This is a genomic window from Solibacillus sp. iso_87 (genome assembly GCF_056173085.1).
Genome location: NZ_CM149656.1, coordinates 3,526,476 through 3,550,000 on the forward strand (window position 1 = coordinate 3,526,476; position 23,525 = coordinate 3,550,000).

The window sequence follows — 23,525 nt, forward strand, 5'->3', positions numbered from 1 at the left end:
TCCCAATAGCTAAACTATTTCTTTGCCTATGCACTTCTATTTAAGCGTCATAAAATACAAACGAAAGATAAAAATATAGAAGGAGGTGACAAGAACATGAAGGAACAAATGCCATCGCAACAACAAGAACTTATCTGTATCAATGTGGAAAAAGTTTATGACTGGGTAGTGAAAGATATGTCGTTTGAATTCACTCCAACAAGCCCAATTACTTTTCCAGGTTTGCCAGTAGATGCAGTTGTCGGAGGAGCGCAAGTTACATGCCAAGTAGTACCATCAGCAGTTAACCCTGTTGTTATTATGAGCCGTGAAAATCGTACATTTACGATTGACGGAACATCTGTTTATTTACAGCAGCTTATGATTCAAAAGAACTTCACTGTGACAATTTGCATCACGTTAGCAAATGGAACAACTTACACAAGTAACGGATTTGAAATTTCACGCTGTGAACATGTTGTAATGTGTGCACCTAAAGGGACAAATGTTGATGTGACATATACAGATCTTGATTGCTTCGTATGCTCAACTGGTCCATTCTTCAACAATGGAGACGGGACAATTACATTTGAAAACCTATCACTTTCAATCGCAGTTTGCCAAAGCATTCAATCAACATTCCCAGTGACAGTAGAATTTTTGGCAGACTACTGTGAACCACGAGCAGATTTACCATTTGCTTGTTCACCAGCATCTCGCCCTAACAACTGTGCTGTTGTTTTCCCATAATATTATGAATCAGTGTTATCACCAACTGCATCATCATATAATAAAGAAAGGGAGAAACACCCTTTCTTTATTTTGCTTACATAAGCAAATAAAATTTAACCGTAAGGAGGAGGCATTTCCAGTGCCCAAAAGCTCCCACCCTTTCGAGGTAAAGTTAAATGCGCTGCAAAATCAAACCCAAACCTATTTCCACGAAATAAAAGAACTCATCGAAAAACTCCCTAACTCCAACAACACCAAGGTTATTAGCTATTTCACTTCCACTTTTAATATATCCCATCAATTAGATCAGGAGAGTTTATGTTTAGGCTCTTATCATATTTACAATATCGGTAATGAACCATTACTAAACCCTTCTATTTGTATAACATTGCCTGAATCATCACCTTTTTCATTTAGTGGTCGGTATGTACATGAAAAGCTCCAACAAAGGCTAAAAGGGCAGAATGAATGGTTGCGATTCTCAAAAACGCCGAATAAAAACGAATACTGGCTTAAACCAGTTAGCAAAACATCAATCGAGCCGAACGAAATCATTTCTTTTACAAATTTCCAGATAAGATGGTCCCCAAATAAATCTTATGCCGGAAGCATCACAGGCTTCACTTATTGTGATCAGTTTCAAGATGGGATTGCTGTTGTAAACCCTATTAATTTAAGCGTCATTCATTTGGAACAGGAGGAAACAACATAAACGAATTTGAAGATAAACAAGGAGAATCCGAAGTACTAACAATTGAAAAGATATTAAAGCAATTCATGAAAGAACATTTTTCATCGATAAAAGATGAGCTCCAGGAAAATAATAATAGCTTTATTTTTCTGGAAAAAGGTTCACTCAATTTATTATTGGCCTATTTATTATCAAACAATAAATATGAAACTTCATATCCTGTCAGTGAAGAAGATGAAAAAAAAGCTGTAGAAAAAATAAATCAGCTCATTAATGAAAATGAAAAAGAATTTCAGGAGATTATAGGCTTACTGAAAGATATGACTTGATAGGAGGGAACCATGTGGATATTGAAAGCGTGAAAAATAAGGATTTACTACAATTACAGCAAACCATCATCTTTTTAAAATCAGAAATCGCGAAATATCAAAACGAAATATCCACCCTACAAAGTATGGACTATTATTCAATGGTAAATAGTCTTGAGCAGGAACTGAGTCAGTTAGTAAATGAGAAAAAAGAACTTTCACTGGAATTAATGATGTTGAGGAAGAGCTTTGAAAAAGAGCTTAGCGAGCTGCATGAAAATATTCAGTTACGCGAGGAGCAAAGAATAAAACTGATTTCTTCCATTGAATCACTTGTGGAAAAAAAAGAAAACTTACAGAAAGAAAACAAACAGTTAAAAGAAACAATCGAAAAAACAGCCGAAACTCCTGTTGCCCGTTCAGAAAACTATATACAGGCCGTAGAAGAACTTGATCATTTACTGCGTTCTTTCATGAACAGTAATAATGAACAATTACTTTCTCTACGTGAAACGATCAATCAACAGCACGATCTATTAAAAAACATTAAAGATAAAAACGATGAAATTTATTCTACCCTTGAAGAAATGGCACAAATAAAAGAGCCTGAACATAATAATAATTCTCCAACTAATGAACAATCCGTAACCCGAATCAACCTTGAAAACCAGCTCCATAATCTATTCATTCAAGCAACCAGTTTTGAAACAGAGCTTGATGAAAAATTACGTATACTGGATGAGTTTGATGACAAGTTACTACTACTCGCCATTGAGATTGAGAAACATAAAAAAGGTGATATATAACAGACAGCTTAGAGAGTAGGAAAGGCGACACGTATGCACGTATCGCCTCTCCTTTATTTAAATGTTCTCCAACCAATATCTTTGCGGAAGAAGAAATTCGTCCATTCCTTTTTTGCAAGTTCAGCATATACTTTTTCCTGCGCTTCTTTTAACGTAGCTGCTTCTGACGCCACTAATAACACACGGCCACCGTTACCGACGAACTGGTCACCCGCAAGTTTTGTCCCCGCATGGAATACCGGCAGTTCAATATCTGAAAGCTCCGGTAGAGCATTTCCTTTTTCTACATCACCCGGGTAGCCTTCAGCCGCAACAACAACTCCTAGCATAGCCTCTTCTTTCCATTGTAAATCAAATGGCTGCTCGTTCATTAAGCACATCATAAATTCACCGAAGTCTGAAGCCATCCGTGGTAACACAACTTGTGTTTCCGGGTCACCAAAACGTGCATTGAACTCAATTACTTTCGGGCCTTTCGCAGTTAAGATTAAGCCTGCATACAGGATACCAGTGAATGATACCCCTTCTGCATCCATAGCTTTTACAGTTGGCTCTACGATTGTGTCATACGCAACTTTTACAATGTCCTCAGAAATTTGTGGTACTGGTGAATAAGCACCCATTCCACCTGTATTTGGTCCTTTATCGCCATCATATGCACGTTTATGATCTTGAGCAATGACCATTGGGTAAATTTGCCCTTTATGTACGAAACTCATGAAGCTGAATTCTTCGCCATCGAGGAACTCTTCCACAACAACACGGGAAGAAGAATCACCGAAACGTTGGTTACCGATCATATCTTCCACAGCTTCAATTGCTTCTTGTTCTGTCATCGCTACAATAACACCTTTTCCGGCAGCTAACCCGTCCGCTTTAATTACAATTGGCGCACCTTGTTCTTTAATATAAGCAACCGCTTTATCAGCTTCCGTAAATGTTTCATGCGCTGCCGTCGGAATACTATATTTGTTCATAATCTCTTTTGCATAAGACTTCGAACCCTCGATTTTAGCCGCCGCTTTTGTTGGACCGAAAATAACCAAGCCCTGCTCATTGAAGTAGTCAATGATTCCTTCTGCTAATGGCTGCTCCGGACCTACAAATGTTAAAGCTATATCATTTTCTTTTACAAACTGTGCAAGTGCTGCGAAATCTAGTGCATCTATGGCAACAACTTGTGCATCCTGCTTCATTCCGTCATTTCCTGGTGCTACGAATACCTTTTGTACAGATGGTGCATTGTTGAATTGCTTCGCGATCGCATGCTCACGACCACCACTACCGATTACAAGAATGTTCATATTAGCGTCTCCTTTTATAGAAAGATGGATAAAAAAAACGCCCGCCAAATTTTAGGCGAGCGTTTTTCATTAATGGTCGTTTACACTGCGCTACCCGACCAAAAGTAGTGCTGTGCATCTTACAATCAATGATTATTCTATTATTAACAGTGCATCTCCCGGCCAAAGTCGATACAGTTGTTAATAAAATTTGGTTACGATGGGGACCCGGCCAAGAATCGCCCAACCGTCTTATTTATCCCTCTTCCGGCCAGAAAGAAGAATAAATAAAGCATTTGCAAACGCTTCTGCTAACGTCCGGCCAGAACATTAGCGAAACTTTATTCTATTATAACGTAAATTTAATAATTTCTCTACTGCTAACTTATTAATTAATGTTTAAAGTGACGAACCCCTGTAAACACCATTGCAATTCCGTATTTGTTCGCTGCATCAATTGATTCCTGGTCTTTAATCGAGCCGCCTGGTTGAATGATTGCTTTAATACCGGCTTTTGCCGCTGCTTCCACTGTGTCGCCCATAGGGAAGAATGCATCCGAAGCCAATGCCGCGCCCTGTGCTTTTTCTCCCGCTTGTTCAAAGGCAATTTTTGCTGCGCCTACACGGTTCATTTGACCAGCGCCAACACCTAATGTCATTTGTTTATCCGTTACAACAATGGCATTTGATTTAACATGCTTCACAACTGCCCAGCCTAGTTTTAACGCTTCCCACTCTTCATCAGTCGGTTCACGGTCAGTCACAACTTGAATGTTTGCATCTGTAAATTCGAAACGGTCCGGCTCCTGTACAAGTAAACCACCTTCAACAGCTACAACATTGAATTGATCCTGCTTTTCCTGTGCGAAATCGATTGTTAACAGACGAATGTTTTTCTTTTGCGTTAAAATCTCTAATGCTTGTTCAGTAAAGCTTGGCGCAATGATGATTTCAAGGAAAATACCCGATAACTTTTCTGCAGTTGCTTTGTCCACTTCTTTATTTAATGCAATGATACCGCCGAAGATCGATGTTGGATCTGCTTCATATGCTTTATTAAATGCTTCTTCGATTGTTTCACCAGTACCGACACCACATGGATTCATGTGTTTCACGGCAACCGCTGCAGGCATTTTAAATTCTTTTACGATTTGCAATGCTGCATTAGCATCCTGAATATTGTTGTACGATAATTCTTTACCGTGTAGTTGTGTTGCGTAGGCAATCGAGAAATCCGAACCTAAACGTTTCGCATAGAACGCAGCTTTTTGGTGAGGGTTTTCACCATAGCGTAATGTTTGCTTCAATTCATATGTTAATGTCATGTTTTCCGGGAATTCTTCGCCAATTGCATTTGATAAATGATTGGAAATATACGAATCATAAGCAGCTGTATGGCGGAATACTTTTGCTGCTAAACGACGACGTGTTGTTAATGTCGTTTTTCCATCTGCCTTTAACTCTTCCAATACGGCAGAATAGTCATTTGCATCAACAATTACCGTTACATAATCATGGTTTTTTGCTGCTGAACGTAGCATTGTCGGACCGCCAATATCGATGTTTTCGATTGCATCATCCCAAGATACATCCGGTTTTGAAATCGTTTCGACGAACGGATATAAGTTGACACATACAATTTCGATTGGGCGGATGCCATGTTCGTTCATTTGCGCAACATGGCTTGGCTCATCAAACTTACCTAATAGACCGCCATGAATCATCGGGTTTAATGTTTTTACACGGCCATCCAAAATTTCCGGGAAGTTTGTTACTTCATCTACTGCTGTTACCGGAACATTGTTTTGTTGTAATAAACTTTTTGTTCCTCCAGTAGAAAGTACTTCATAACCAAGAGCTACTAATTCTTTTGCAAATTCTAAAATACCATTTTTATCTGAAACACTAATAAGTGCACGTTTCGTCACGATTAGGCCCTCCAATTCATTTTTTCGGTGAGCAATGCCCTCACTGGAGCGGCTCATGCGAATTTACTTTTCGTTAAATAATTGCTGTAAAGTTTTCGTGTATAGCGCATGTTCTAATTTATGTATACGCTTTTCTGTCGCTTCACGGTTACCATCGACAACGTCAACTGCCCCTTGCGAGATAATCTTTCCCGTATCCATTCCCGCATCTACATAATGCACCGTCACACCCGTAACTTTTACGCCGTGAGTCATCGCCTGACCAATGGCGTCTTTCCCGGGAAATGATGGCAGCAGCGATGGATGAATATTGATAATTCGATGCTCATACGCCGATAATAGCGTTTCCCCAACAAGGCGCATATAACCTGCTAATATAATCCATTCAATCTCTCGTTCTTGTAACAGTTCAACTAGTTTTGCTTCGTACGCTGCCTTGTCGGCAAAGGTTTTCGGTGCAAGTTCCATAACAGGTATACCGAAATTTTGTGCGCGTGTCACTACATAAGCACCCGGCTTATCCGTAATTACAAGTTCGATTGTCGCGTTAAGCTCACCACGACTAATCGCTTCTTGAATTGCCTGGAAGTTACTACCGCTCCCAGAAGCGAATACGGCAATTTTCGTACTCATTACACTAAGCTCCCGTCATGTTCGCCGTTGAAAATAACACCTTCACCGTTCACAACGCGACCGATTGTGTAAGCTTTTTCACCTTCAGCTTCTACTGCAGCGATTACCTTATCTGCTTCACTCGCTGGAACTGCAATAACAAAGCCGATTCCCATGTTGAATACGTTATATAAATCTTTGTGTGCCAATGCACCTTTTTCTTTTAAAAACTCAAAGATTCGCAACACTGGCCAAGACCCTAAATCGATTTCAGTTGCCAAACCTTGTGGCATCATTCGTGGCAGGTTTTCATAGAAGCCCCCGCCTGTTACGTGGGCACAACCGTGTACATCTGCAGCTTTAAGTGCTGCTAAAACAGGCTTTGCATAAAGCTTTGTAGGAACAAGAAGCGCTTCGCCGATTGGACCAAGGTCTTCATAGCCTTCTACTACTGCATCAACTGCGATTTCATTGTCCGCGAATACAATTTTACGTACTAATGAATAGCCGTTTGAATGTACACCACTTGAAGCAAGACCGATTAAAACATCGCCTTCCACAATTTTTTCCCCTGTAATGATGTCCGATTTTTCACAAGCACCTACAGCAAAACCAGCTAAATCGTACTCGTCTTCTTCGTAAAGACCCGGCATTTCAGCTGTTTCTCCGCCGATTAACGCTGCACCGGACTGTACACAACCGTCCGCAACACCTTTTACGATTTGCTCAATTTTTGCCGGCTCAGCTTTTCCTACTGCAACATAGTCAAGGAAGTAAAGCGGCTCAGCACCTTGTGCAACAATATCATTTACACACATTGCAACACAGTCCACACCGATCGTATCGTGTTTATCAACCATAAATGCAAGCTTCAACTTTGTCCCAACACCGTCCGTACCTGAAATAAGAACTGGTTCCTTTAAGTTCAGTGCAGACAAATCAAACATGCCTCCAAAGCCGCCAAACGTTCCCATCACACCTAAACGGTTTGTACGCTCGACATGTGATTTCATACGTTTTACTGCTTCATAACCTGCCTCAATATTTACGCCTGCCTGTTCATATGCTTTTGACATAATGTACTTGCTCCTCCTTAATTTCTAACAGTCTTTTTCATGTGGTAAAACTGTGTCAGGGAAAATTTCTGTCGGGTATTTACCTGTAAAGCATGCAACGCAAAGTCCGCCATTTTCGTCTTCAAACGGGCGGTTCGTTGCACGGACCATACCTTCCAGCGATAAAAATGTTAGTGTGTCAGCTTCAATTGCTACTCGTATATCTTCCACACTGTGGCTTGATGCAATCAGCTCTTCATGTGTCGATGTATCGATTCCGTAATAACAAGGATCTGTCATTGGCGGTGAAGAAATTACAACATGCACTTCTGCTGCCCCTGCTTCTTTCAGCATGCGCACAATGCGTCTTGATGTTGTACCGCGGACGATTGAATCATCTACCATTACGACACGTTTTCCTTTTACGACTTGTACGACAGGTGAAAGCTTCATTTTTACACCGCGTTCGCGAAGTTCCTGTGTCGGCTGAATAAAAGTACGTCCAACATAGCGGTTTTTAATTAAACCTAGCTCGTATGGAATACCGCTCGCTTCGGAAAATCCAATTGCTGCAGAAATAGAAGAGTCAGGAACTCCTGTAACGACATCCGCTTCAATATGGGCACATTCTTTTGCAAGTTCTTTCCCCATGCGTTTACGTGCCATATGGATATTCACTTCATCAATATTTGAATCAGGACGTGCAAGGTATACATATTCCATCGCACACATTGTCCGTTTGTCCTTTTCAACATAGCTGTCGACTTCAAGACCATTATTTGAAATGATCAATAACTCGCCAGGCTCCACTTCACGTACGTATTCCGCACCGATTAAATCAAATGCACATGTTTCAGATGCTACTACATATGAATCACCCAGCTTTCCAAGTGAAAGCGGACGTAATCCATTTCGGTCACGTGCCACAATCATTTGGTCATTCGTCAATAAAATAATAGAGAATGCGCCTTTTAATAATGAAAATGCTTCTTTCACTTTAGAACGAAATGGTGAGTGTTTCGATTTTTTAATGAGATGGACAACAACTTCTGTATCGGAAGTCGAGTTGAAAATGCTGCCAGAGCGCTCTAAAAACTGTTTTAAATGTGTGGCATTCACTAAGTTCCCATTATGAGCAATTGCCAGTGAGCCAGTTGAAGAACGGAATAACAATGGCTGAACATTTTCCAGTCCTTTGCCGCCTGCTGTTGCGTATCGTACATGCGCAATCGCGGCGTGTCCTACTACTTTACGTAATTTATCTTCATTGAACACGTCATTTACAAGACCTTCACCGCGAACAGCCTGAAGCTGATTACCGTCAGTTGTGACGATACCAGCCCCTTCCTGTCCACGATGCTGCAATGCGTGTAAACCGTAATAACTTAAGTGCGCTGCATCTTGGTTGCCCCAAATGCCAAATACGCCACATTCCTCATTTAAGCCTCTGATTTCAGCAAGCATGGAATTGCTCCTTTCCAGGCAGAACGGAATTCCTCCACAGTACCCTCAACAAGTACACCAGTTTCGCCGCTAATTTTAATGTTCGCGTCGTCTGTTACTGTACCAATTTTTTGTGCGTCTTTTACGATTGTTTCAAAGCCTTCTGCATGTTCAGCTTTCACTGTTAATACAAAGCGCGATTGTGATTCTGCGAATAGAGCCGTTGTTGCAGAACCTGTTAATGCTACATCCAAACCTAAACCTTTTGCAGCGAAAGTTTTCTCCGCTAATGCAACCGCAACTCCGCCTTCAGAAACATCATGCGCTGACTGAACAAGTCCCGCTTGAATTGCTTCCAAAATAGATTGTTGACGTGCCGCTTCTACTGTTAAGTCAATTGAAGGTGCTTTACCTGAAATGCCGCCTTCCACTAACTTTTGTAATTCAGAACCACCGAATTCTGTTTTTGTGTCACCTACTACGTACACAACGTCACCAGCAGCTTTAACTTCCTGTGTTGTAACATGCGCTAAATCTTTCACTAATCCGACCATACCGATTGTTGGTGTTGGATAAACCGCTTCACCTGAACGCTCGTTGTACATTGAAACGTTACCGCCAATAACTGGTGCGTCTAATGCTAAACAAGCTTCCGCAATACCGTCAGCCGATTTTTGGATTTGCCAGAAGATTTCCGGTTTTTCCGGGTTACCGAAGTTTAGGCAGTCTGTAATTGCAAGTGGTTGTCCACCAGAACATACGATGTTACGTGCTGCTTCAGCAACTGCAATTTTCCCGCCAGTTGTCGGGTCCAGATAAATATAGCGAGCATTACAGTCTGTCGTCATCGCCAACCCTTTATTTGTACCACGTACACGTAAGACTGCAGCGTCCGAACCTGGTGCTACAACCGTATTAGTACGTACTTGATAGTCATATTGACCGTAAACCCACTCTTTTGAAGCGATTGTTGGTGCTTTTAAAAGTGCTGTTAACGTTTCTTTATAATCTGTTACTTTTGGTTCTGTATTTTCCATTGACTGATATTCGGCAAAGTAAGCTGGTTCAGTATCCGGCATATTGTAAACTGGTGCGTCTTCAGCTAGTGCGTCTGCAGGCACTTCTGCTACAACTTCACCTTTGTGCAGTAAACGAAGCATTTTATCTTCTGTCACTTTCCCTACAGATACAGCATCAAGATCATATTTATCGAAAATCGCTTTAATTTCATCTTCACGACCTGCTTTTACAACGATCAGCATACGCTCCTGAGATTCTGATAACATCATTTCGTAAGCTGACATGTTTGTTTCACGTTGAGGAACTAAGTCCAAGTTCATCTCTACACCAGTACCTGCTTTAGAAGCCATTTCCGCTGAAGATGAAGTAAGACCTGCTGCACCCATATCTTGAATACCAACTAATGCATCTGATTTTACAACTTCCAGGCAAGCTTCAAGAAGTAATTTCTCCATGAATGGGTCCCCAACTTGTACCGCCGAGCGACTTTCTTCAGTATCTTCTGTCAATTCTTCAGATGAGAATGTTGCACCGTGAATACCGTCACGACCTGTTTTCGCACCAACGTACATTACAGTATTTCCTACACCTGCAGCAATACCTTTTTGGATATCCTTATGATCGATTAATCCGACACACATTGCATTTACAAGCGGATTTCCTTCGTAGCAAGGATCAAAACCAATTTCGCCGCCTACTGTTGGAATACCGATACAGTTACCGTAACCGGCAATACCAGCAACGACTTCTTCAAATAAATATTTACCGCGCGCTGATTTTAACTCACCAAAACGTAAAGAGTTCAGCATTGCAATCGGACGTGCACCCATTGAGAAAACGTCACGGATAATTCCGCCAACCCCTGTTGCAGCACCTTGGTATGGTTCAATCGCAGATGGATGGTTATGGGATTCCATTTTGAAAACTACTGCCTGCTCATCACCGATGTCAACAATGCCGGCACCTTCACCAGGGCCTTGCAGTACTTGAGGACCTTTTGTCGGGAATTTACGAAGTACTGGCTTCGATTTTTTATAAGAACAGTGCTCAGACCACATTACTGAGAAAAGACCTGTTTCTGTCCAGTTTGGAATGCGACCTAATTTTTCAATTGCTAAGTCAAATTCCGCATCTGACATCCCCATGTCTGCATAGAGACGTTTTTCCTTAATTTGCTCTGGTGTTGGTTCGAAATTAGTTGTTAACATACTGTTCCCTCCACTGCTTCACAATTGATTTAAATAGTTTAAGACCATCTGCGCCACCAACGATTTCGTTTGCAGCACGCTCTGGATGTGGCATCATTCCGAGTACATTGCCTTCTTTATTGATGATTCCAGCAATATCCGCTAAAGAACCGTTCGGATTTTCGCCTTCATATGTAAAGACAATCTGATGATTGGCTTGTAAAGAAGCTAATGTTTCGTCATCGCAGTAGTAGTTGCCTTCACCGTGCGCGATCGGAATATTGATTACTTCTCCATCTGCATATCCGTTTGTAAATAATGTGTTGTTGTTTTCAACTTTTAGCTGTACTTTACGACACATAAATTTCAGGTTTTTATTGCGGATAAGAGCTCCTGGTAACAGCCCTGCTTCCGTTAAAATCTGGAATCCGTTACAAACTCCCAACACTGGTTTGCCTTGTGCTGCAAACTCTTTTAAAGCCGACATAATGTTTGATTGGTTTGCCATTGCGCCACAACGTAAATAGTCTCCATATGAGAAACCGCCAGGCACTAATGCCCCGTCAAATCCGTTTAGAGTTGTAGCTGTATGCCAAACATATTCTACTTCTTCACCTAGCTCGTCCTTAATCGCATGAAACATGTCGATATCACAGTTAGACCCCGGGAAAACGAGTACTGCAAATTTCATCGTATTATGCCTCCTCAACTTCGTAACGGTACTTTTCGATCACCGTGTTCGTTAATACTTTTTCGCACATTTCTTTCACGATTGTGTTGATATCACGGTCAGTATCTTCGATTGTAACTTCCAAATACTTGCCGATACGTACGTCAGAAACTTCACCATAACCGATTTTTTGCAATGAACCTTGAACTGCAGAACCTTGTGGATCCAGGATACTTTCTTTTAATGTTACATATATTTTAACTTTCTTCATGAGTTAGTTGCCTCCAAGTTTTTGTAATATAATCTCATATACTTCCGTTAGATTGCCTAAATCACGGCGGAATACGTCTTTATCAAGCTTTTGCTTTGTATTAGAGTCCCATAAACGACAAGTGTCAGGAGAAATTTCATCGGCAAGTAAAATATTGCCGTCTTTATCACGACCAAATTCCAGTTTGAAGTCGACTAATGTTACACCAACAGCAGTAAAAATCGGACGCAGCACTTCATTCACATGCAATGCCGCATTATATAGCTGTTCTACTTCCATCGGTGTTGCGATATTCAGGACATCAATATGCTCTGTTGAAATGATTGGATCACCTAATGCATCATCTTTATAGTAAAATTCGACGATCGGACGCTTTAGTGGAGTACCCTCATCCAAGCCTAGACGTTTTGCAAGGCTGCCGGCAGCAATATTGCGTGTAACAACTTCGATTGGAATAATTTCGACTTTACGTACAAGCTGTTCGTTCGCTGAAAGTCTTTTTACGAAATGTGATTCAATTCCGTTTTCTTGTAACTTTTCGAAAAGTAGTGTCGTAATTTGATTGTTTAAATTTCCCTTACCAGCAATCTCGGCTTTCTTCTCGCCATTAAATGCTGTTGCACTATCTTTGTATTCAACAAAAAGTATTTCAGTATCTTCTGTTGTATATAATCGTTTTGCTTTCCCTTCATATAAAAGCTGCCCTTTATTCATGACGTATTCCTCCTGATTAATTGATTAGTTAGTTAAGACCTAAACGTTCGAAAATCAAATCAACATTCTGAATATGGTAGTTGTAGTCAAAGCAATCTGCAATTTCTTCCGGTGATAGATATGCTGTGATTTTTTCACTAGCTTCCACAAGCGGACGGAACTGTGTTTGCTCATCCCAAGCACGCGCTGTTAATGGCTGAACCGTATCGTACGCTTCCTCACGTGATAATCCTTTGTCGATTAACGCGAGTAAAATACGCTGTGAGTAGATCAGACCAAATGTACGCTCCATATTGCGTTTCATATTGTCAGGGAATACAGTTAAGTTTTTCAAAATATTACCGAAGCGATTTAACATATAATTCAATGTAATTGTGGCATCCGGAATAATGACACGTTCAGCTGAAGAATGTGAAATATCGCGTTCATGCCATAAAGCTACATTTTCATAAGCTGTCAGCATATAGCCGCGCATTAATCGTGCCATACCTGTCATATTTTCAGAGCCGATTGGATTTCGCTTATGCGGCATAGCAGATGAACCTTTTTGCCCTTTCGCAAATCCTTCTTCCACTTCACGTGTTTCGGATTTTTGCAGTCCGCGGATTTCTGTCGCAAACTTTTCAATAGATGTAGCGATCAAAGCCAAAGTAGAAAAATATTGGGCATGTCGGTCACGCTGCAATGTCTGTGTAGAAATTGGGGCAGCTGCTAATCCAAGATGTTCGCATACATAGCTTTCCACACGTGGGTTAATATTGGCATATGTTCCGACAGCACCGCTCATTTTACCTGTTTCGATTACTTTTGCTGCTTCTTCAAAACGTATTAAGTTACGTCGCATCTCTTCAAGCCATAATGCCAGCTTCAAACCAAATGTTGTGGGTTCTGCATGCACCCCGTGTGTACGTCCCATCATTACTGTAAATTTATGCTCTTTCGCTTTTTCAGTCAGAATAGCGATGAATTGATGTAAATCTTTACGTAAAATTTCATTTGCCTGTTTGATTAAATATGATAATGCTGTATCTACAACGTCCGTTGAAGTTAAACCGTAGTGCACCCATTTCTTTTCATCACCAAGTGCAGGTGTTTCCGAAACAGCTCGTGTAAATGCTACTACATCATGACGTGTTTCCTGTTCAATTTCATAAATACGATTGATATCAAATGATGCATTTGCACGTAATTTTGCTACATCTTCTTTAGGGATTTCACCGATTTCAGCCCAGGCTTCACAAGCTAAAATCTCTACTTCAAGCCATGCTTTAAATTTGTTTTCTTCAGTCCAAATTGCACCCATTTCAGGACGTGTATAGCGTTCTATCATAAATCTTCTCCTTTTACTCCGGCCAGATACCGGAGTCTGTAATTTGTTGTAATGCTGTATTTATATCATCTGTCATGATTGTGACATGACCCATTTTTCGATTTACCTTTGCTTCTGATTTTCCGTACAAATGTACAGACCAGTCAGGAAACTTTGAAATTGAATTTGTTAACGGAACGACATGCTGACCAAGTACATTTACCATAATCGATGGCGCCCACAGTTTTGGTTTACGTAGCGGCCATCCGCATACTGCACGAATATGCTGTGTAAATTGTGAAATATTGCATGCCTCAATCGAATAGTGGCCTGAGTTATGCGGACGTGGTGCGCATTCGTTAATTACGATACTGCCATCTTCAAGGACAAACATTTCAACTGCCAATGTACCAATCAGTTTTAGTGAATCTGCAATTTTTAGAGCAGCTTCTTCAGCTAATTGTGCTGTAGACTGTTCGATTCGGGCCGGCACAATTGTTTCATGTAAAATGTGGTTTATATGAATGTTTTCTCCGACAGGCAAGCAGTATGTTTCACCATCTCCATTGCGTTGAACGATCACTGAAATCTCCTTCGTAAATGGAACAAATCCCTCTGCAATACATTGTGAATGTGCAAATAATTCTCTTGCAGACGGTAAGTCCTCAGCAGATTTCAATAACTGCTGGCCTTTCCCGTCATAACCGCCCCGTGCTGTTTTTACGATACACGGAAAGTTGATTTCTTCAATCTTTTCTTGAAGCTGTTCATATGTAGAAGCGACAATATATGGCGCAACCGGACAGCCTGCATCAACAATCATTTGCTTTTCTGTGACACGATTTTGAGTAATACGTACAAGCTCTGCACCTTGAGGGACATAGGCCATTTGTGTCAAACGCTTTAAGCCATCGTAATCGATGTTCTCAAACTCATATGTTATGACATCACTTACTTCCGCCAGCTCTTCCAATGCTGCTTCGTCATCATAAGCTGCGACGATTCGTATGTCTGCCACCTGTCCACAAGGAGAATCCATTGTTGGTTCCAGTACGGCAATTTTATATCCGGCTTCCTTTGCCGCAACTGCCATCATGCGACCAAGCTGACCACCACCGATAATACCGATTGTTTGTCCAGGGTAAATCATTTTCGTCACGTTAAGTCACCTGTACTTTCCAAAACTTGAGCTTTTGTCGCTTCACGTCTTGCCTCAAGCTTTGCAGCAAGCTCCTGATCAAACGCTCCTAAAATTTGCGCTGCAAGCAGACCAGCATTTGTTGCCCCTGCCTTGCCAATTGCTACAGTTGCGACTGGTACACCACCTGGCATCTGCACAATCGATAGTAGTGAATCAAGTCCGTTCAGTGCACGTGACTGTACTGGTACTCCAATTACAGGTAATGTCGTTTTTGCTGCTACCATACCTGGTAAATGAGCTGCTCCACCAGCCCCTGCAATAATTACTTGAATACCGCGTCCACGCGCAGCTTCAGCATATTCAAACATTAAATCTGGTGTGCGATGTGCTGAAACGACTTGCTTTTCATAAGGCACTTGCAACTCGTCCAATATGTCACAAGTATGCTTCATCGTTTCCCAATCACTTAAACTTCCCATAATAACGCCAATTTTCGGATTCATGAATTTCGCTCCTTTAAACATCTTCTCCACTTGTTAAAAATCAATGTAAAAATCCTCAAATAAACTGCTCTCTACGCTCTACGCATGAGAAAGCAATCTACTTGAGGACTGAGCATTAAAAGTATATGTAGATAATTGCATTGCGATCCACATCCTTTATTCATCACACCTGAAGTTGCTTTCCCACATAGTCCGGTATTTACGGTGCCGGGTAGAGACACTAGAGCCATATTCTCTAGCATATATGAGGGATTAAATGTTTTTCCTGTTCACATTTTAACAAGGGTTACGCATAAAATCAATGCAAAAATGCGAACGATATTTTTAAAGCAAAAGATAATGTTCGGTTTTTAATAGAATCGTCCGTTAATCTTCTATCAATACACCCTTAAATTGGATTTTTTGACGTAAGTAAACAGGTTCGCCATTTACCTCTTCAAATACAGGTTCTTCTCTGCGTCCGAATGGCATATAGCCATCTTTCTTCATTCTTTCAAGGCATTGCTCGATTGTTTCATTTTCTTCTACTTCATACCATACTTGCTTTTTAGCCAAAAAGGTCATCCTTCCACATGTAAAATATCGCTCTAACTATACCACGATATTTTTAGTACTTTCTAATAGAAAGATTTAATTTTGTGAACGATTTGTCACAACTTTAAAATAAAATGGAGCAATCACAAATTCCCTGTGATTGCTCCTGTTCATTTATTTTACATACTCCATTTGTTCTGTTAACTCCAGTACATCCTCAAATGTTAAGTCTGGATTTTCAAAAATTACATTATAGCGTAAGCGGTCTTCATCCCATTGGATTGATTTGAAAGATTCCAAATCAATTTTAGATCCTTTTTGCCCGCGTACTCCAATTATCTCTTCATCTTTACCGATAGATTCCATTGGCTTGAAGATTGAAAGCGAAAATTGCTGCTCACCGTTTTTTGAATACTTTAAGGCAATCTCTCCAGTTTCCGTCATACCCATATCTTCAATTCCCTCCAATGTGTAGCCGAGTGACTCGGGGAAAATTAAAAAGGTTCCTAGCTTCTCGACAGCTTCCTGCTCTGTTAATTGTTTTATTGGCTCAAAAGACTCGCTTTTAACATTAGCATCTTCCGGAATATCCAAAATAAATATGGAATCATCAATTTTACTGTTCGGTTCAAATTTTGTGAATTCAGAAGTTATTTTCAGATCGCCACTTGCCGAAATCGTCTTTAATGTCATCCATGTTTTTTTATCTACCCAAACTTCCATATCTCCAATAAGCGTATTTTGCTTTTTAGCTTTTGCGATTAAATGGTACGTTTCATGACCGGCAATCTTTTCTTCTTCACCAATCGTAATATCATGGGAATGTTTTATTTGTTCCAACGTACGTAATGCCTGCTCTTTTAACGTTGGTCGAACTAAATTTTCAACGTCTGGTCCGAGCTCAATAATGATCGCTTCATTCGTTGTTTTCGAATAGGAAGTTACAGTTTTGCCGTCGTTAACTGCAATTGACTCCTCTCCTGTGGAGTCAACCGTTTCTACACGGATCTTTCCTTTTTTCTCCCATTGCTTTGAAAGAATTTCGGTGCCGTCATCCATTGTCATTTTATATTCTCCATAAAAAGAATCAAGCTCAGACGTTTCCTGCATTGCCTGATTCAATATTTCCTGGGGTGAATAACTTTCTTCATTGCTGCATGCTCCCAAAGACAGCGTTAAAATTACTGCTGCTGAATAAATCAATTTTTTCATTTTATCCATTCCTCTTTTCTTCAATTGATGGTAGCCATATGACAATCGCTAATTGATTTTGCTGTGCTATAGCTGTAATCGTTCCATCGTGCTTATCCATAATTTGCTTTGCAATACTTAAACCGAGACCAGCCCCCCGCTCACCGATATGGCTCCGGGAGTCGTCAATCTGATACAACGGATCAAACATTTGTTTACACTGCTGTTGTGTTATCGTTGTGCCGCTGTTTTGTATGACAATATAAACGCCCTTTTCTGTAAAGCTTTCTGCTAATTTCCCTACAATCCACGAAGGTATATTTGGGGTTTCAAATGCGGATACATAAATCGCTCCTCCAGGATTTGTGTACGTCCAGGCATTCGCGACAACATTATCGACAACGCGCATCAGTTGCTTCGGATTTACAAAATAACTTCCTTCCACATTGACTGTCGTTTTCGCTTCAAACCCTTTTTCTCTACTAATCTGTTCATAGTCACTTAAGAGCATATCAAAAAACTCTTCGCCTTCGACTTCTACTAGTTCCAGTTCATATGTTGGGGACTGCAATAATGTCAACATCATTAAATCATCAAGCAACTGCTTCATATAATCCGATTTGGACTGAATGATCTGCAAATATTCCTGCTGATCCTTTTCAGAATGGTTCCCGTACCGTAAACTTTCTGCGTATGCTTGAATTGATGTTAGAGGCGTTTTCAAGTCGTGCGACAGACTTGCAATCATAAATTCCTTTTGCTGCTGCTCCACTGCAAGCTTTTTTCGAGTCGCTGTAATTTCCTGCCGCATTAGTTGAAAGCTCTCGGTTAATTCCCCGATTTCGTCCTTTGTTACAGGTAGAGGATTTGTTGCTTTATCCTTGGCGAAAGCACGCATTTGTTCCATTAGTCTTTTGGCCGGCTTATTGAGGCGTCTATTAAGCAAATATACAACCGCCCCGTATATGATCAGCATTACTATAATTAAACTGGTTACGACAAATAGCGATTTTGTGTTTACTTGTTCCAGCCATTCCGAACGAACGAGCGTAACCTTGTATACACCCTTCATTTCCCCATCTTCATAAACAGGTTCTTTATAAACAAATGTCTTATAATTTTGTTCAAATTCATACAGATTTTTATAAACCCTGCTTTTTGATTCAAAGCTGCTTAAAGAGTTAATTAAATTTGAGGAATAATAAATTTTCCCATTCGGACTATACAGCGTAATCATCAACTGATCGGATGTCAATTCCTCGATTTCCTTATAATTCGCATTAACATTGTAAAGCGATGGATCATCCAATTGATCTTTTAAGTCTGTAACAATTGCCCACTTTTCAAAATATTCATCAACATTTTTATCTTGGTAGTACGTGTTAATTGCTACATAAAGACCGTACAATGCAAGTAGCGGTAATATCATGACAAGCAAGTACGTAAGTAAAAGCCATGATTTAATCTTCATATTTGTTCACCTATAAAGCGGTAGCCCTTTCCCCATACAGTTTGTATATAGTCAGGTGATTTAACAGAATCGTGCAGCTTCTCCCGCAATGCTTTAATATGCACCGTTACCGTATGTGTCTGGTCCAGCTCAACTTGATGCCAAACATGTGTATACAACTCTTCTTTTGAAAATAGCTCGAATGGATTTTGAGCCAATACTTTCAGCAACGCAAACTCTTTTTGCGTCAAGTTAGCTTCAGCCTCTTTGATATAAACACGTTCTTTTACCCAATCAATTTTTAACCCCTGTACATATGAAATCATTTCTTCTGTTGCAAAAACTTTATTATATCGTTGCCATCGCCGTAATTGAGATCGAACACGTGCTTTTAATTCTTCTAAAGAAAATGGCTTTGCCAAATAATCATCGGCATCTTGTAACCCTGTGACTTTATCCGTTTCATTACTTTTTGCACTGATCATAATAATTGGGACATCGCTTTGCAGTCGGATATGTTCAATCATTGATAACCCATCCATTTCAGGCATCATCCAATCAACAAGTATTAAATCATAGTTTCCGGCAGAAAAATCTTCTAATCCTTCAATTCCTGTCGTTGCCCATGTTACTGCATAGCCTTCCTTTACTAACGTGTCTTTAATAATGCGCGCAATTTCGCGGTCATCTTCCACTAAAAGAATTTGTTGTACCATCATGTACGCCTCCTACAATAACTATAGCAATTAATTTTTCCGATAATTGTAACTTTATAAATCCTTTATATTTAATCTTACTTTGTACTGTCTGTTTAAAGATAGCCAAAGTTACCTTTCATTGTAAAGATGATTGTTTTAAAATGGGTATTTATGTTAATATCAACTATATAATTTGTTAAAAGAGGTGTCGTAAAGAATGGACGTCATTTTTGAAAAGATGAACAGCAAGATGGCCACTGCAATTCTCGATTGGAAGTATGAAGAGCCTTACGATTTTTATAATAATGAACAGACAGTGGAAGCTTTGGAGGAACTACTGGATGGTTCCTACTATGCCATTGTTAATATCAATAAAGAGGTAATTGGGTTTTTCTGTACCGGGGAGAGTGCTCGAGTAACTAGCGGAAATAAGTTGGATGTTTATAGCAAAGATTTTATTGATATGGGAATCGGGATGCACCCAAATCTTGTGGGTAAAGGCAAGGGGTTCGAGTTTTGTTCGTGTATTATGAAATTTATTGAGGATAACTATCCAAGTAAATCGCTAAGATTGACCGTAGCATCGTTTAATGAAAGAGCCATTCATTTATATAAAAAGCTTGGTTTTGTTAAAGAAAATGAATTTAGCAATGACTTTACAAAATTCATGATCATGGTCAGAATATAATCGATCTTAATGTATCTATTTATAAGCAACAAAAAAACCACTGATTCCTCAGTGGTTTTGCGTGTGCGAAGCGACGTCCTACTCTCACAGGGGGAAGCCCCCAACTACCATCGGCGCTAAAGAGCTTAACTTCCGTGTTCGGTATGGGAACGGGTGTGACCTCTTTGCCATCATCACTTCACTATGAAAGAATTTCATTCTTTCAAAACTGGATAAACGTTCATTGAATTGGTGCAATAAAATGTGGTTAAGTCCTCGACCGATTAGTATTCGTCAGCTGCATGCGTCACCGCACTTCCACCTCGAACCTATCTACCTGATCGTCTTTCAGGGGTCTTACTTACTTGCGTAATGGGAAATCTCATCTTGAGGGGGGCTTCATGCTTAGATGCTTTCAGCACTTATCCCGTCCATACATAGCTACCCAGCGATGCCTTTGGCAAGACAACTGGTACACCAGCGGTATGTCCATCCCGGTCCTCTCGTACTAAGGACAGCTCCTCTCAAATTTCCTACGCCCACGACGGATAGGGACCGAACTGTCTCACGACGTTCTGAACCCAGCTCGCGTACCGCTTTAATGGGCGAACAGCCCAACCCTTGGGACCGACTACAGCCCCAGGATGCGATGAGCCGACATCGAGGTGCCAAACCTCCCCGTCGATGTGGACTCTTGGGGGAGATAAGCCTGTTATCCCCGGGGTAGCTTTTATCCGTTGAGCGATGGCCCTTCCATGCGGAACCACCGGATCACTAAGCCCGTCTTTCGACCCTGCTCGACTTGTAGGTCTCGCAGTCAAGCTCCCTTATGCCTTTACACTCTACGAATGATTTCCAACCATTCTGAGGGAACCTTTGGGCGCCTCCGTTACCTTTTAGGAGGCGACCGCCCCAGTCAAACTGTCCGCCTGACACTGTCTCCTACCCCGCTAAGGGGCATGGGTTAGAAGTTCAATACAACCAGGGTAGTATCCCACCGACGCCTCCTTCGAAGCTGGCGCTCCGAGATCTCTGGCTCCTACCTATCCTGTACAAGTTGTACCAAAATTCAATATCAGGCTACAGTAAAGCTCCACGGGGTCTTTCCGTCCTGTCGCGGGTAACCTGCATCTTCACAGGTACTATAATTTCACCGAGTCTCTCGTTGAGACAGTGCCCAGATCGTTACGCCTTTCGTGCGGGTCGGAACTTACCCGACAAGGAATTTCGCTACCTTAGGACCGTTATAGTTACGGCCGCCGTTTACTGGGGCTTCAATTCACAGCTTCGCTTGCGCTAACCGCTCCTCTTAACCTTCCAGCACCGGGCAGGCGTCAGCCCCTATACGTCACCTTACGGTTTTGCAGAGACCTGTGTTTTTGCTAAACAGTCGCCTGGGCCTATTCACTGCGGCTTCTCTAGGCTATGCACCCAAAGAAGCACCCCTTCTCCCGAAGTTACGGGGTCATTTTGCCGAGTTCCTTAACGAGAGTTCTCTCGCACACCTTAGGATTCTCTCCTCGACTACCTGTGTCGGTTTGCGGTACGGGCACCTCTCACCTCGATAGAGGCTTTTCTTGGCAGTGTGAAATCAGGAACTTCGCTCATACGAGCTCGTCATCACAGCTCACGTTAAAGTATGCGGATTTGCCTACATACACGCCTTACTGCTTGAACACGCGCAACCAACGGCGTGCTTACCCTATCCTACTGCGTCCCCCCATTTCTCAAACGGTGAGGAGGTGGTACAGGAATATCAACCTGTTGTCCATCGCCTACGCCTATCGGCCTCGGCTTAGGTCCCGACTAACCCTGAGCGGACGAGCCTTCCTCAGGAAACCTTAGTCATACGGTGCATGGGATTCTCACCCATGTTTCGCTACTCATACCGGCATTCTCACTTCTAACCGCTCCACCAGTCCTTCCGGTCTGACTTCAACGCTGTTAGAACGCTCTCCTACCACGCATACTCAAAGTATGCATCCACAGCTTCGGTGAATCGTTTAGCCCCGATACATTTTCGGCGCAGCGTCACTCGACCAGTGAGCTATTACGCACTCTTTAAATGATGGCTGCTTCTAAGCCAACATCCTGGTTGTCTAAGCAACGCCACATCCTTTTCCACTTAACGATTACTTGGGGACCTTAGCTGGTGGTCTGGGCTGTTTCCCTCTTGACTACGGATCTTATCACTCGCAGTCTGACTCCCGTGTATAAATATCCGGCATTCGGAGTTTGTCTGAATTCGGTAAAGCGAGATGCCCCCCTAGTCCAAACAGTGCTCTACCTCCGGTATTCTCAATCACGAGGCTAGCCCTAAAGCTATTTCGGAGAGAACCAGCTATCTCCAGGTTCGATTGGAATTTCTCCGCTACCCACACCTCATCCCCGCACTTTTCAACGTGCGTGGGTTCGGGCCTCCAGTGAGTGTTACCTCACCTTCACCCTGGACATGGGTAGATCACCTGGTTTCGGGTCTACGACCACGTACTAATTCGCCCTATTCAGACTCGCTTTCGCTGCGGCTCCGTCTTCTCAACTTAACCTCGCACGTAATCGTAACTCGCCGGTTCATTCTACAAAAGGCACGCTATCACCCATTAACGGGCTCTAACTACTTGTAGGCACACGGTTTCAGGATCTATTTCACTCCCCTTCCGGGGTGCTTTTCACCTTTCCCTCACGGTACTGGTTCACTATCGGTCACTAGGTAGTATTTAGCCTTGGGAGATGGTCCTCCCGGATTCCGACGGAATTTCACGTGTTCCGCCGTACTCAGGATCCACTCTGGAGGGAATGAACTTTTGACTACAGGGCTTTTACCTCGTTTCGCGGACCTTTCCAAGTCGCTTCGTCTAGTTCATTCTTTTGTAACTCCGTATAGAGTGTCCTACAACCCCAAAGAGCAAGCTCTTTGGTTTGGGCTCTTCCCGTTTCGCTCGCCGCTACTCAGGGAATCGAATTTTCTTTCTGTTCCTGCAGGTACTTAGATGTTTCAGTTCCCTGCGTCTGTCTTCAACACGCTATGAATTCACGTGAAGATACTATCCGATTAAAGATAGTGGGTTCCCCCATTCGGAAATCCCCGGATCAAAGCTTACTTACAGCTCCCCGAGGCATATCGGTGTTAGTGCCGTCCTTCATCGACTCCTAGTGCCAAGGCATCCACCGTGCGCCCTTATTAACTTAACCATAAGTTAACACTTGGATATAATCCAAGATTTAAGTTTACACGTCAATTGCTTGACTTGTTTAAAAATCTATAAAATAGAAATTTGATTTATTGCTTTCAATGTCGTTTTATCCAGTTTTCAAAGAACAAAGGTTTTGAAG

At 41.6% G+C, this 23,525-nt stretch carries 21 protein-coding genes, 2 rRNA genes and 1 riboswitch; of the genes, 5 read left to right on the forward strand and 18 right to left on the reverse strand.

Translation table 11 applies throughout. The features are described from left to right. Positions 1 to 96: 96 nt before the first annotated feature. The 4 genes from AC0VXV_RS18025 (at position 97) to AC0VXV_RS18040 (ending at position 2,516) form a co-directional block, all read left to right on the forward strand. Positions 97 to 729 (forward strand): BMQ_0737 family morphogenetic spore coat protein, encoded by a 633-nt coding sequence (locus AC0VXV_RS18025; RefSeq protein ID WP_475529545.1) that lies wholly within the window; start codon positions 97 to 99, stop codon positions 727 to 729. 121 nt (positions 730 to 850) lie between these two features. Further along, entirely contained in the window at positions 851 to 1,423 is a 573-nt protein-coding gene (locus AC0VXV_RS18030) for a hypothetical protein (RefSeq protein WP_475529546.1), read from the forward strand. Between the two features lie 65 nt (positions 1,424 to 1,488). Next, the gene (locus tag AC0VXV_RS18035) at positions 1,489 to 1,731 is read left to right on the forward strand and encodes a hypothetical protein (protein ID WP_475529547.1); all 243 of its coding nucleotides are present in this window, start codon (positions 1,489 to 1,491) and stop codon (positions 1,729 to 1,731) included. A 14-nt stretch (positions 1,732 to 1,745) separates the two neighbouring features. Continuing rightward, on the forward strand, positions 1,746 to 2,516 hold the full coding sequence (locus tag AC0VXV_RS18040; RefSeq protein ID WP_475529548.1) for a multidrug ABC transporter ATPase: 771 nt from the start codon (positions 1,746 to 1,748) through the stop codon (positions 2,514 to 2,516). A 53-nt stretch (positions 2,517 to 2,569) separates the two neighbouring features. Here AC0VXV_RS18040 and purD read toward each other — a convergent pair whose 3' ends face one another. The 16 genes from purD to AC0VXV_RS18120 all read right to left on the reverse strand — a co-directional run bounded on the left by purD (position 2,570) and on the right by AC0VXV_RS18120 (position 19,543). Beyond that, complete coding sequence (purD, locus tag AC0VXV_RS18045; protein WP_475529549.1) at positions 2,570 to 3,820, reverse strand: phosphoribosylamine--glycine ligase; 1,251 nt, start codon at positions 3,818 to 3,820, stop codon at positions 2,570 to 2,572. A 371-nt stretch (positions 3,821 to 4,191) separates the two neighbouring features. Next, positions 4,192 to 5,727, reverse strand: coding sequence for a bifunctional phosphoribosylaminoimidazolecarboxamide formyltransferase/IMP cyclohydrolase (gene purH / locus AC0VXV_RS18050; RefSeq protein WP_475529550.1), 1,536 nt, complete (start codon positions 5,725 to 5,727; stop codon positions 4,192 to 4,194). A gap of 63 nt (positions 5,728 to 5,790) precedes the next feature. Then, the gene (gene purN / locus AC0VXV_RS18055) at positions 5,791 to 6,360 is read right to left on the reverse strand and encodes a phosphoribosylglycinamide formyltransferase (RefSeq protein ID WP_475529551.1); all 570 of its coding nucleotides are present in this window, start codon (positions 6,358 to 6,360) and stop codon (positions 5,791 to 5,793) included. Continuing rightward, positions 6,360 to 7,415 carry a phosphoribosylformylglycinamidine cyclo-ligase gene (gene purM / locus AC0VXV_RS18060; RefSeq protein WP_475529552.1) on the reverse strand — a complete coding sequence of 352 codons (1,056 nt, stop codon included), beginning with the start codon at positions 7,413 to 7,415 and terminating at the stop codon, positions 6,360 to 6,362. Before purM ends, purN begins: the two co-directional genes overlap by 1 nt. A 24-nt stretch (positions 7,416 to 7,439) precedes the next feature. Beyond that, positions 7,440 to 8,858 carry an amidophosphoribosyltransferase gene (gene purF / locus AC0VXV_RS18065; RefSeq protein ID WP_475529553.1) on the reverse strand — a complete coding sequence of 473 codons (1,419 nt, stop codon included), beginning with the start codon at positions 8,856 to 8,858 and terminating at the stop codon, positions 7,440 to 7,442. Next, a complete protein-coding gene (gene purL, locus AC0VXV_RS18070; protein ID WP_475529554.1) occupies positions 8,834 to 11,065 on the reverse strand; it encodes a phosphoribosylformylglycinamidine synthase subunit PurL in 2,232 nt (743 codons plus the stop codon). The genes purF and purL overlap by 25 nt, the downstream gene beginning before the upstream one ends. Continuing rightward, the gene (gene purQ, locus AC0VXV_RS18075) at positions 11,052 to 11,735 is read right to left on the reverse strand and encodes a phosphoribosylformylglycinamidine synthase subunit PurQ (RefSeq protein WP_475529555.1); all 684 of its coding nucleotides are present in this window, start codon (positions 11,733 to 11,735) and stop codon (positions 11,052 to 11,054) included. Before purQ ends, purL begins: the two co-directional genes overlap by 14 nt. 4 nt (positions 11,736 to 11,739) lie before the next feature. Further along, positions 11,740 to 11,985: a phosphoribosylformylglycinamidine synthase subunit PurS gene (gene purS / locus AC0VXV_RS18080; RefSeq protein WP_350478741.1), complete on the reverse strand. Its 246-nt coding sequence runs from the start codon at positions 11,983 to 11,985 to the stop codon at positions 11,740 to 11,742. A gap of 3 nt (positions 11,986 to 11,988) precedes the next feature. Beyond that, positions 11,989 to 12,699 carry a phosphoribosylaminoimidazolesuccinocarboxamide synthase gene (purC, locus tag AC0VXV_RS18085; RefSeq protein ID WP_475529556.1) on the reverse strand — a complete coding sequence of 237 codons (711 nt, stop codon included), beginning with the start codon at positions 12,697 to 12,699 and terminating at the stop codon, positions 11,989 to 11,991. A 28-nt stretch (positions 12,700 to 12,727) separates the two neighbouring features. Next, positions 12,728 to 14,029: an adenylosuccinate lyase gene (gene purB / locus AC0VXV_RS18090; RefSeq protein WP_475529557.1), complete on the reverse strand. Its 1,302-nt coding sequence runs from the start codon at positions 14,027 to 14,029 to the stop codon at positions 12,728 to 12,730. Positions 14,030 to 14,042: 13 nt separating this feature from the next. Further along, positions 14,043 to 15,167, reverse strand: a complete 1,125-nt coding sequence (purK, locus tag AC0VXV_RS18095; RefSeq protein WP_475529558.1) for a 5-(carboxyamino)imidazole ribonucleotide synthase — start codon at positions 15,165 to 15,167, stop codon at positions 14,043 to 14,045. Further along, entirely contained in the window at positions 15,164 to 15,652 is a 489-nt protein-coding gene (purE, locus tag AC0VXV_RS18100; protein WP_475529559.1) for a 5-(carboxyamino)imidazole ribonucleotide mutase, read from the reverse strand. Before purE ends, purK begins: the two co-directional genes overlap by 4 nt. 168 nt (positions 15,653 to 15,820) lie before the next feature. Next, positions 15,821 to 15,920: riboswitch (purine riboswitch) on the reverse strand. A gap of 98 nt (positions 15,921 to 16,018) precedes the next feature. Further along, positions 16,019 to 16,207, reverse strand: a complete 189-nt coding sequence (locus tag AC0VXV_RS18105; RefSeq protein WP_079523775.1) for an NETI motif-containing protein — start codon at positions 16,205 to 16,207, stop codon at positions 16,019 to 16,021. Positions 16,208 to 16,360: 153 nt separating this feature from the next. Continuing rightward, complete coding sequence (locus AC0VXV_RS18110; RefSeq protein WP_475529560.1) at positions 16,361 to 17,398, reverse strand: LolA family protein; 1,038 nt, start codon at positions 17,396 to 17,398, stop codon at positions 16,361 to 16,363. Position 17,399: 1 nt separating this feature from the next. After that, positions 17,400 to 18,848 (reverse strand): HAMP domain-containing sensor histidine kinase, encoded by a 1,449-nt coding sequence (locus tag AC0VXV_RS18115; RefSeq protein ID WP_475529561.1) that lies wholly within the window; start codon positions 18,846 to 18,848, stop codon positions 17,400 to 17,402. After that, on the reverse strand, positions 18,845 to 19,543 hold the full coding sequence (locus AC0VXV_RS18120; RefSeq protein ID WP_475531493.1) for a response regulator transcription factor: 699 nt from the start codon (positions 19,541 to 19,543) through the stop codon (positions 18,845 to 18,847). Before AC0VXV_RS18120 ends, AC0VXV_RS18115 begins: the two co-directional genes overlap by 4 nt. Before the next feature lie 199 nt (positions 19,544 to 19,742). On the opposite strand from AC0VXV_RS18120, the gene AC0VXV_RS18125 reads away from it, so the two are divergent. After that, the gene (locus tag AC0VXV_RS18125) at positions 19,743 to 20,213 is read left to right on the forward strand and encodes a GNAT family N-acetyltransferase (protein WP_475529562.1); all 471 of its coding nucleotides are present in this window, start codon (positions 19,743 to 19,745) and stop codon (positions 20,211 to 20,213) included. Positions 20,214 to 20,278: 65 nt separating this feature from the next. On the opposite strand, the gene rrf is transcribed toward AC0VXV_RS18125, so the two are convergent. Both rrf and AC0VXV_RS18135 read right to left on the reverse strand, forming a co-directional pair. Next, positions 20,279 to 20,394 (reverse strand): 5S ribosomal RNA (rrf, locus tag AC0VXV_RS18130). Positions 20,395 to 20,456: 62 nt separating this feature from the next. Further along, positions 20,457 to 23,384 (reverse strand): 23S ribosomal RNA (locus AC0VXV_RS18135). Positions 23,385 to 23,525 lie beyond the last annotated feature (141 nt).

Bases quoted from the DNA above. Each gene is read 5' to 3' on its own strand.
- purM (WP_475529552.1), bottom strand. From the start codon at position 7,415: ATGTCAAAAGCATATGAACAGGCAGGCGTAAATATTGAGGCAGGTTAT.
- purB (WP_475529557.1), bottom strand. From the start codon at position 14,029: ATGATAGAACGCTATACACGTCCTGAAATGGGTGCAATTTGGACTGAA.
- purN (WP_475529551.1), bottom strand. From the start codon at position 6,360: ATGAGTACGAAAATTGCCGTATTCGCTTCTGGGAGCGGTAGTAACTTC.
- AC0VXV_RS18110 (WP_475529560.1), bottom strand. From the start codon at position 17,398: ATGAAAAAATTGATTTATTCAGCAGCAGTAATTTTAACGCTGTCTTTG.
- AC0VXV_RS18025 (WP_475529545.1), top strand. From the start codon at position 97: ATGAAGGAACAAATGCCATCGCAACAACAAGAACTTATCTGTATCAAT.
- purF (WP_475529553.1), bottom strand. From the start codon at position 8,858: ATGCTTGCTGAAATCAGAGGCTTAAATGAGGAATGTGGCGTATTTGGC.
- purS (WP_350478741.1), bottom strand. From the start codon at position 11,985: ATGAAGAAAGTTAAAATATATGTAACATTAAAAGAAAGTATCCTGGAT.
- purL (WP_475529554.1), bottom strand. From the start codon at position 11,065: ATGTTAACAACTAATTTCGAACCAACACCAGAGCAAATTAAGGAAAAA.
- purD (WP_475529549.1), bottom strand. From the start codon at position 3,820: ATGAACATTCTTGTAATCGGTAGTGGTGGTCGTGAGCATGCGATCGCG.
- purE (WP_475529559.1), bottom strand. From the start codon at position 15,652: ATGAATCCGAAAATTGGCGTTATTATGGGAAGTTTAAGTGATTGGGAA.
- AC0VXV_RS18115 (WP_475529561.1), bottom strand. From the start codon at position 18,848: ATGAAGATTAAATCATGGCTTTTACTTACGTACTTGCTTGTCATGATA.
- purQ (WP_475529555.1), bottom strand. From the start codon at position 11,735: ATGAAATTTGCAGTACTCGTTTTCCCGGGGTCTAACTGTGATATCGAC.
- AC0VXV_RS18035 (WP_475529547.1), top strand. From the start codon at position 1,489: ATGAAAGAACATTTTTCATCGATAAAAGATGAGCTCCAGGAAAATAAT.
- AC0VXV_RS18125 (WP_475529562.1), top strand. From the start codon at position 19,743: ATGGACGTCATTTTTGAAAAGATGAACAGCAAGATGGCCACTGCAATT.
- purC (WP_475529556.1), bottom strand. From the start codon at position 12,699: ATGAATAAAGGGCAGCTTTTATATGAAGGGAAAGCAAAACGATTATAT.
- AC0VXV_RS18120 (WP_475531493.1), bottom strand. From the start codon at position 19,543: ATGGTACAACAAATTCTTTTAGTGGAAGATGACCGCGAAATTGCGCGC.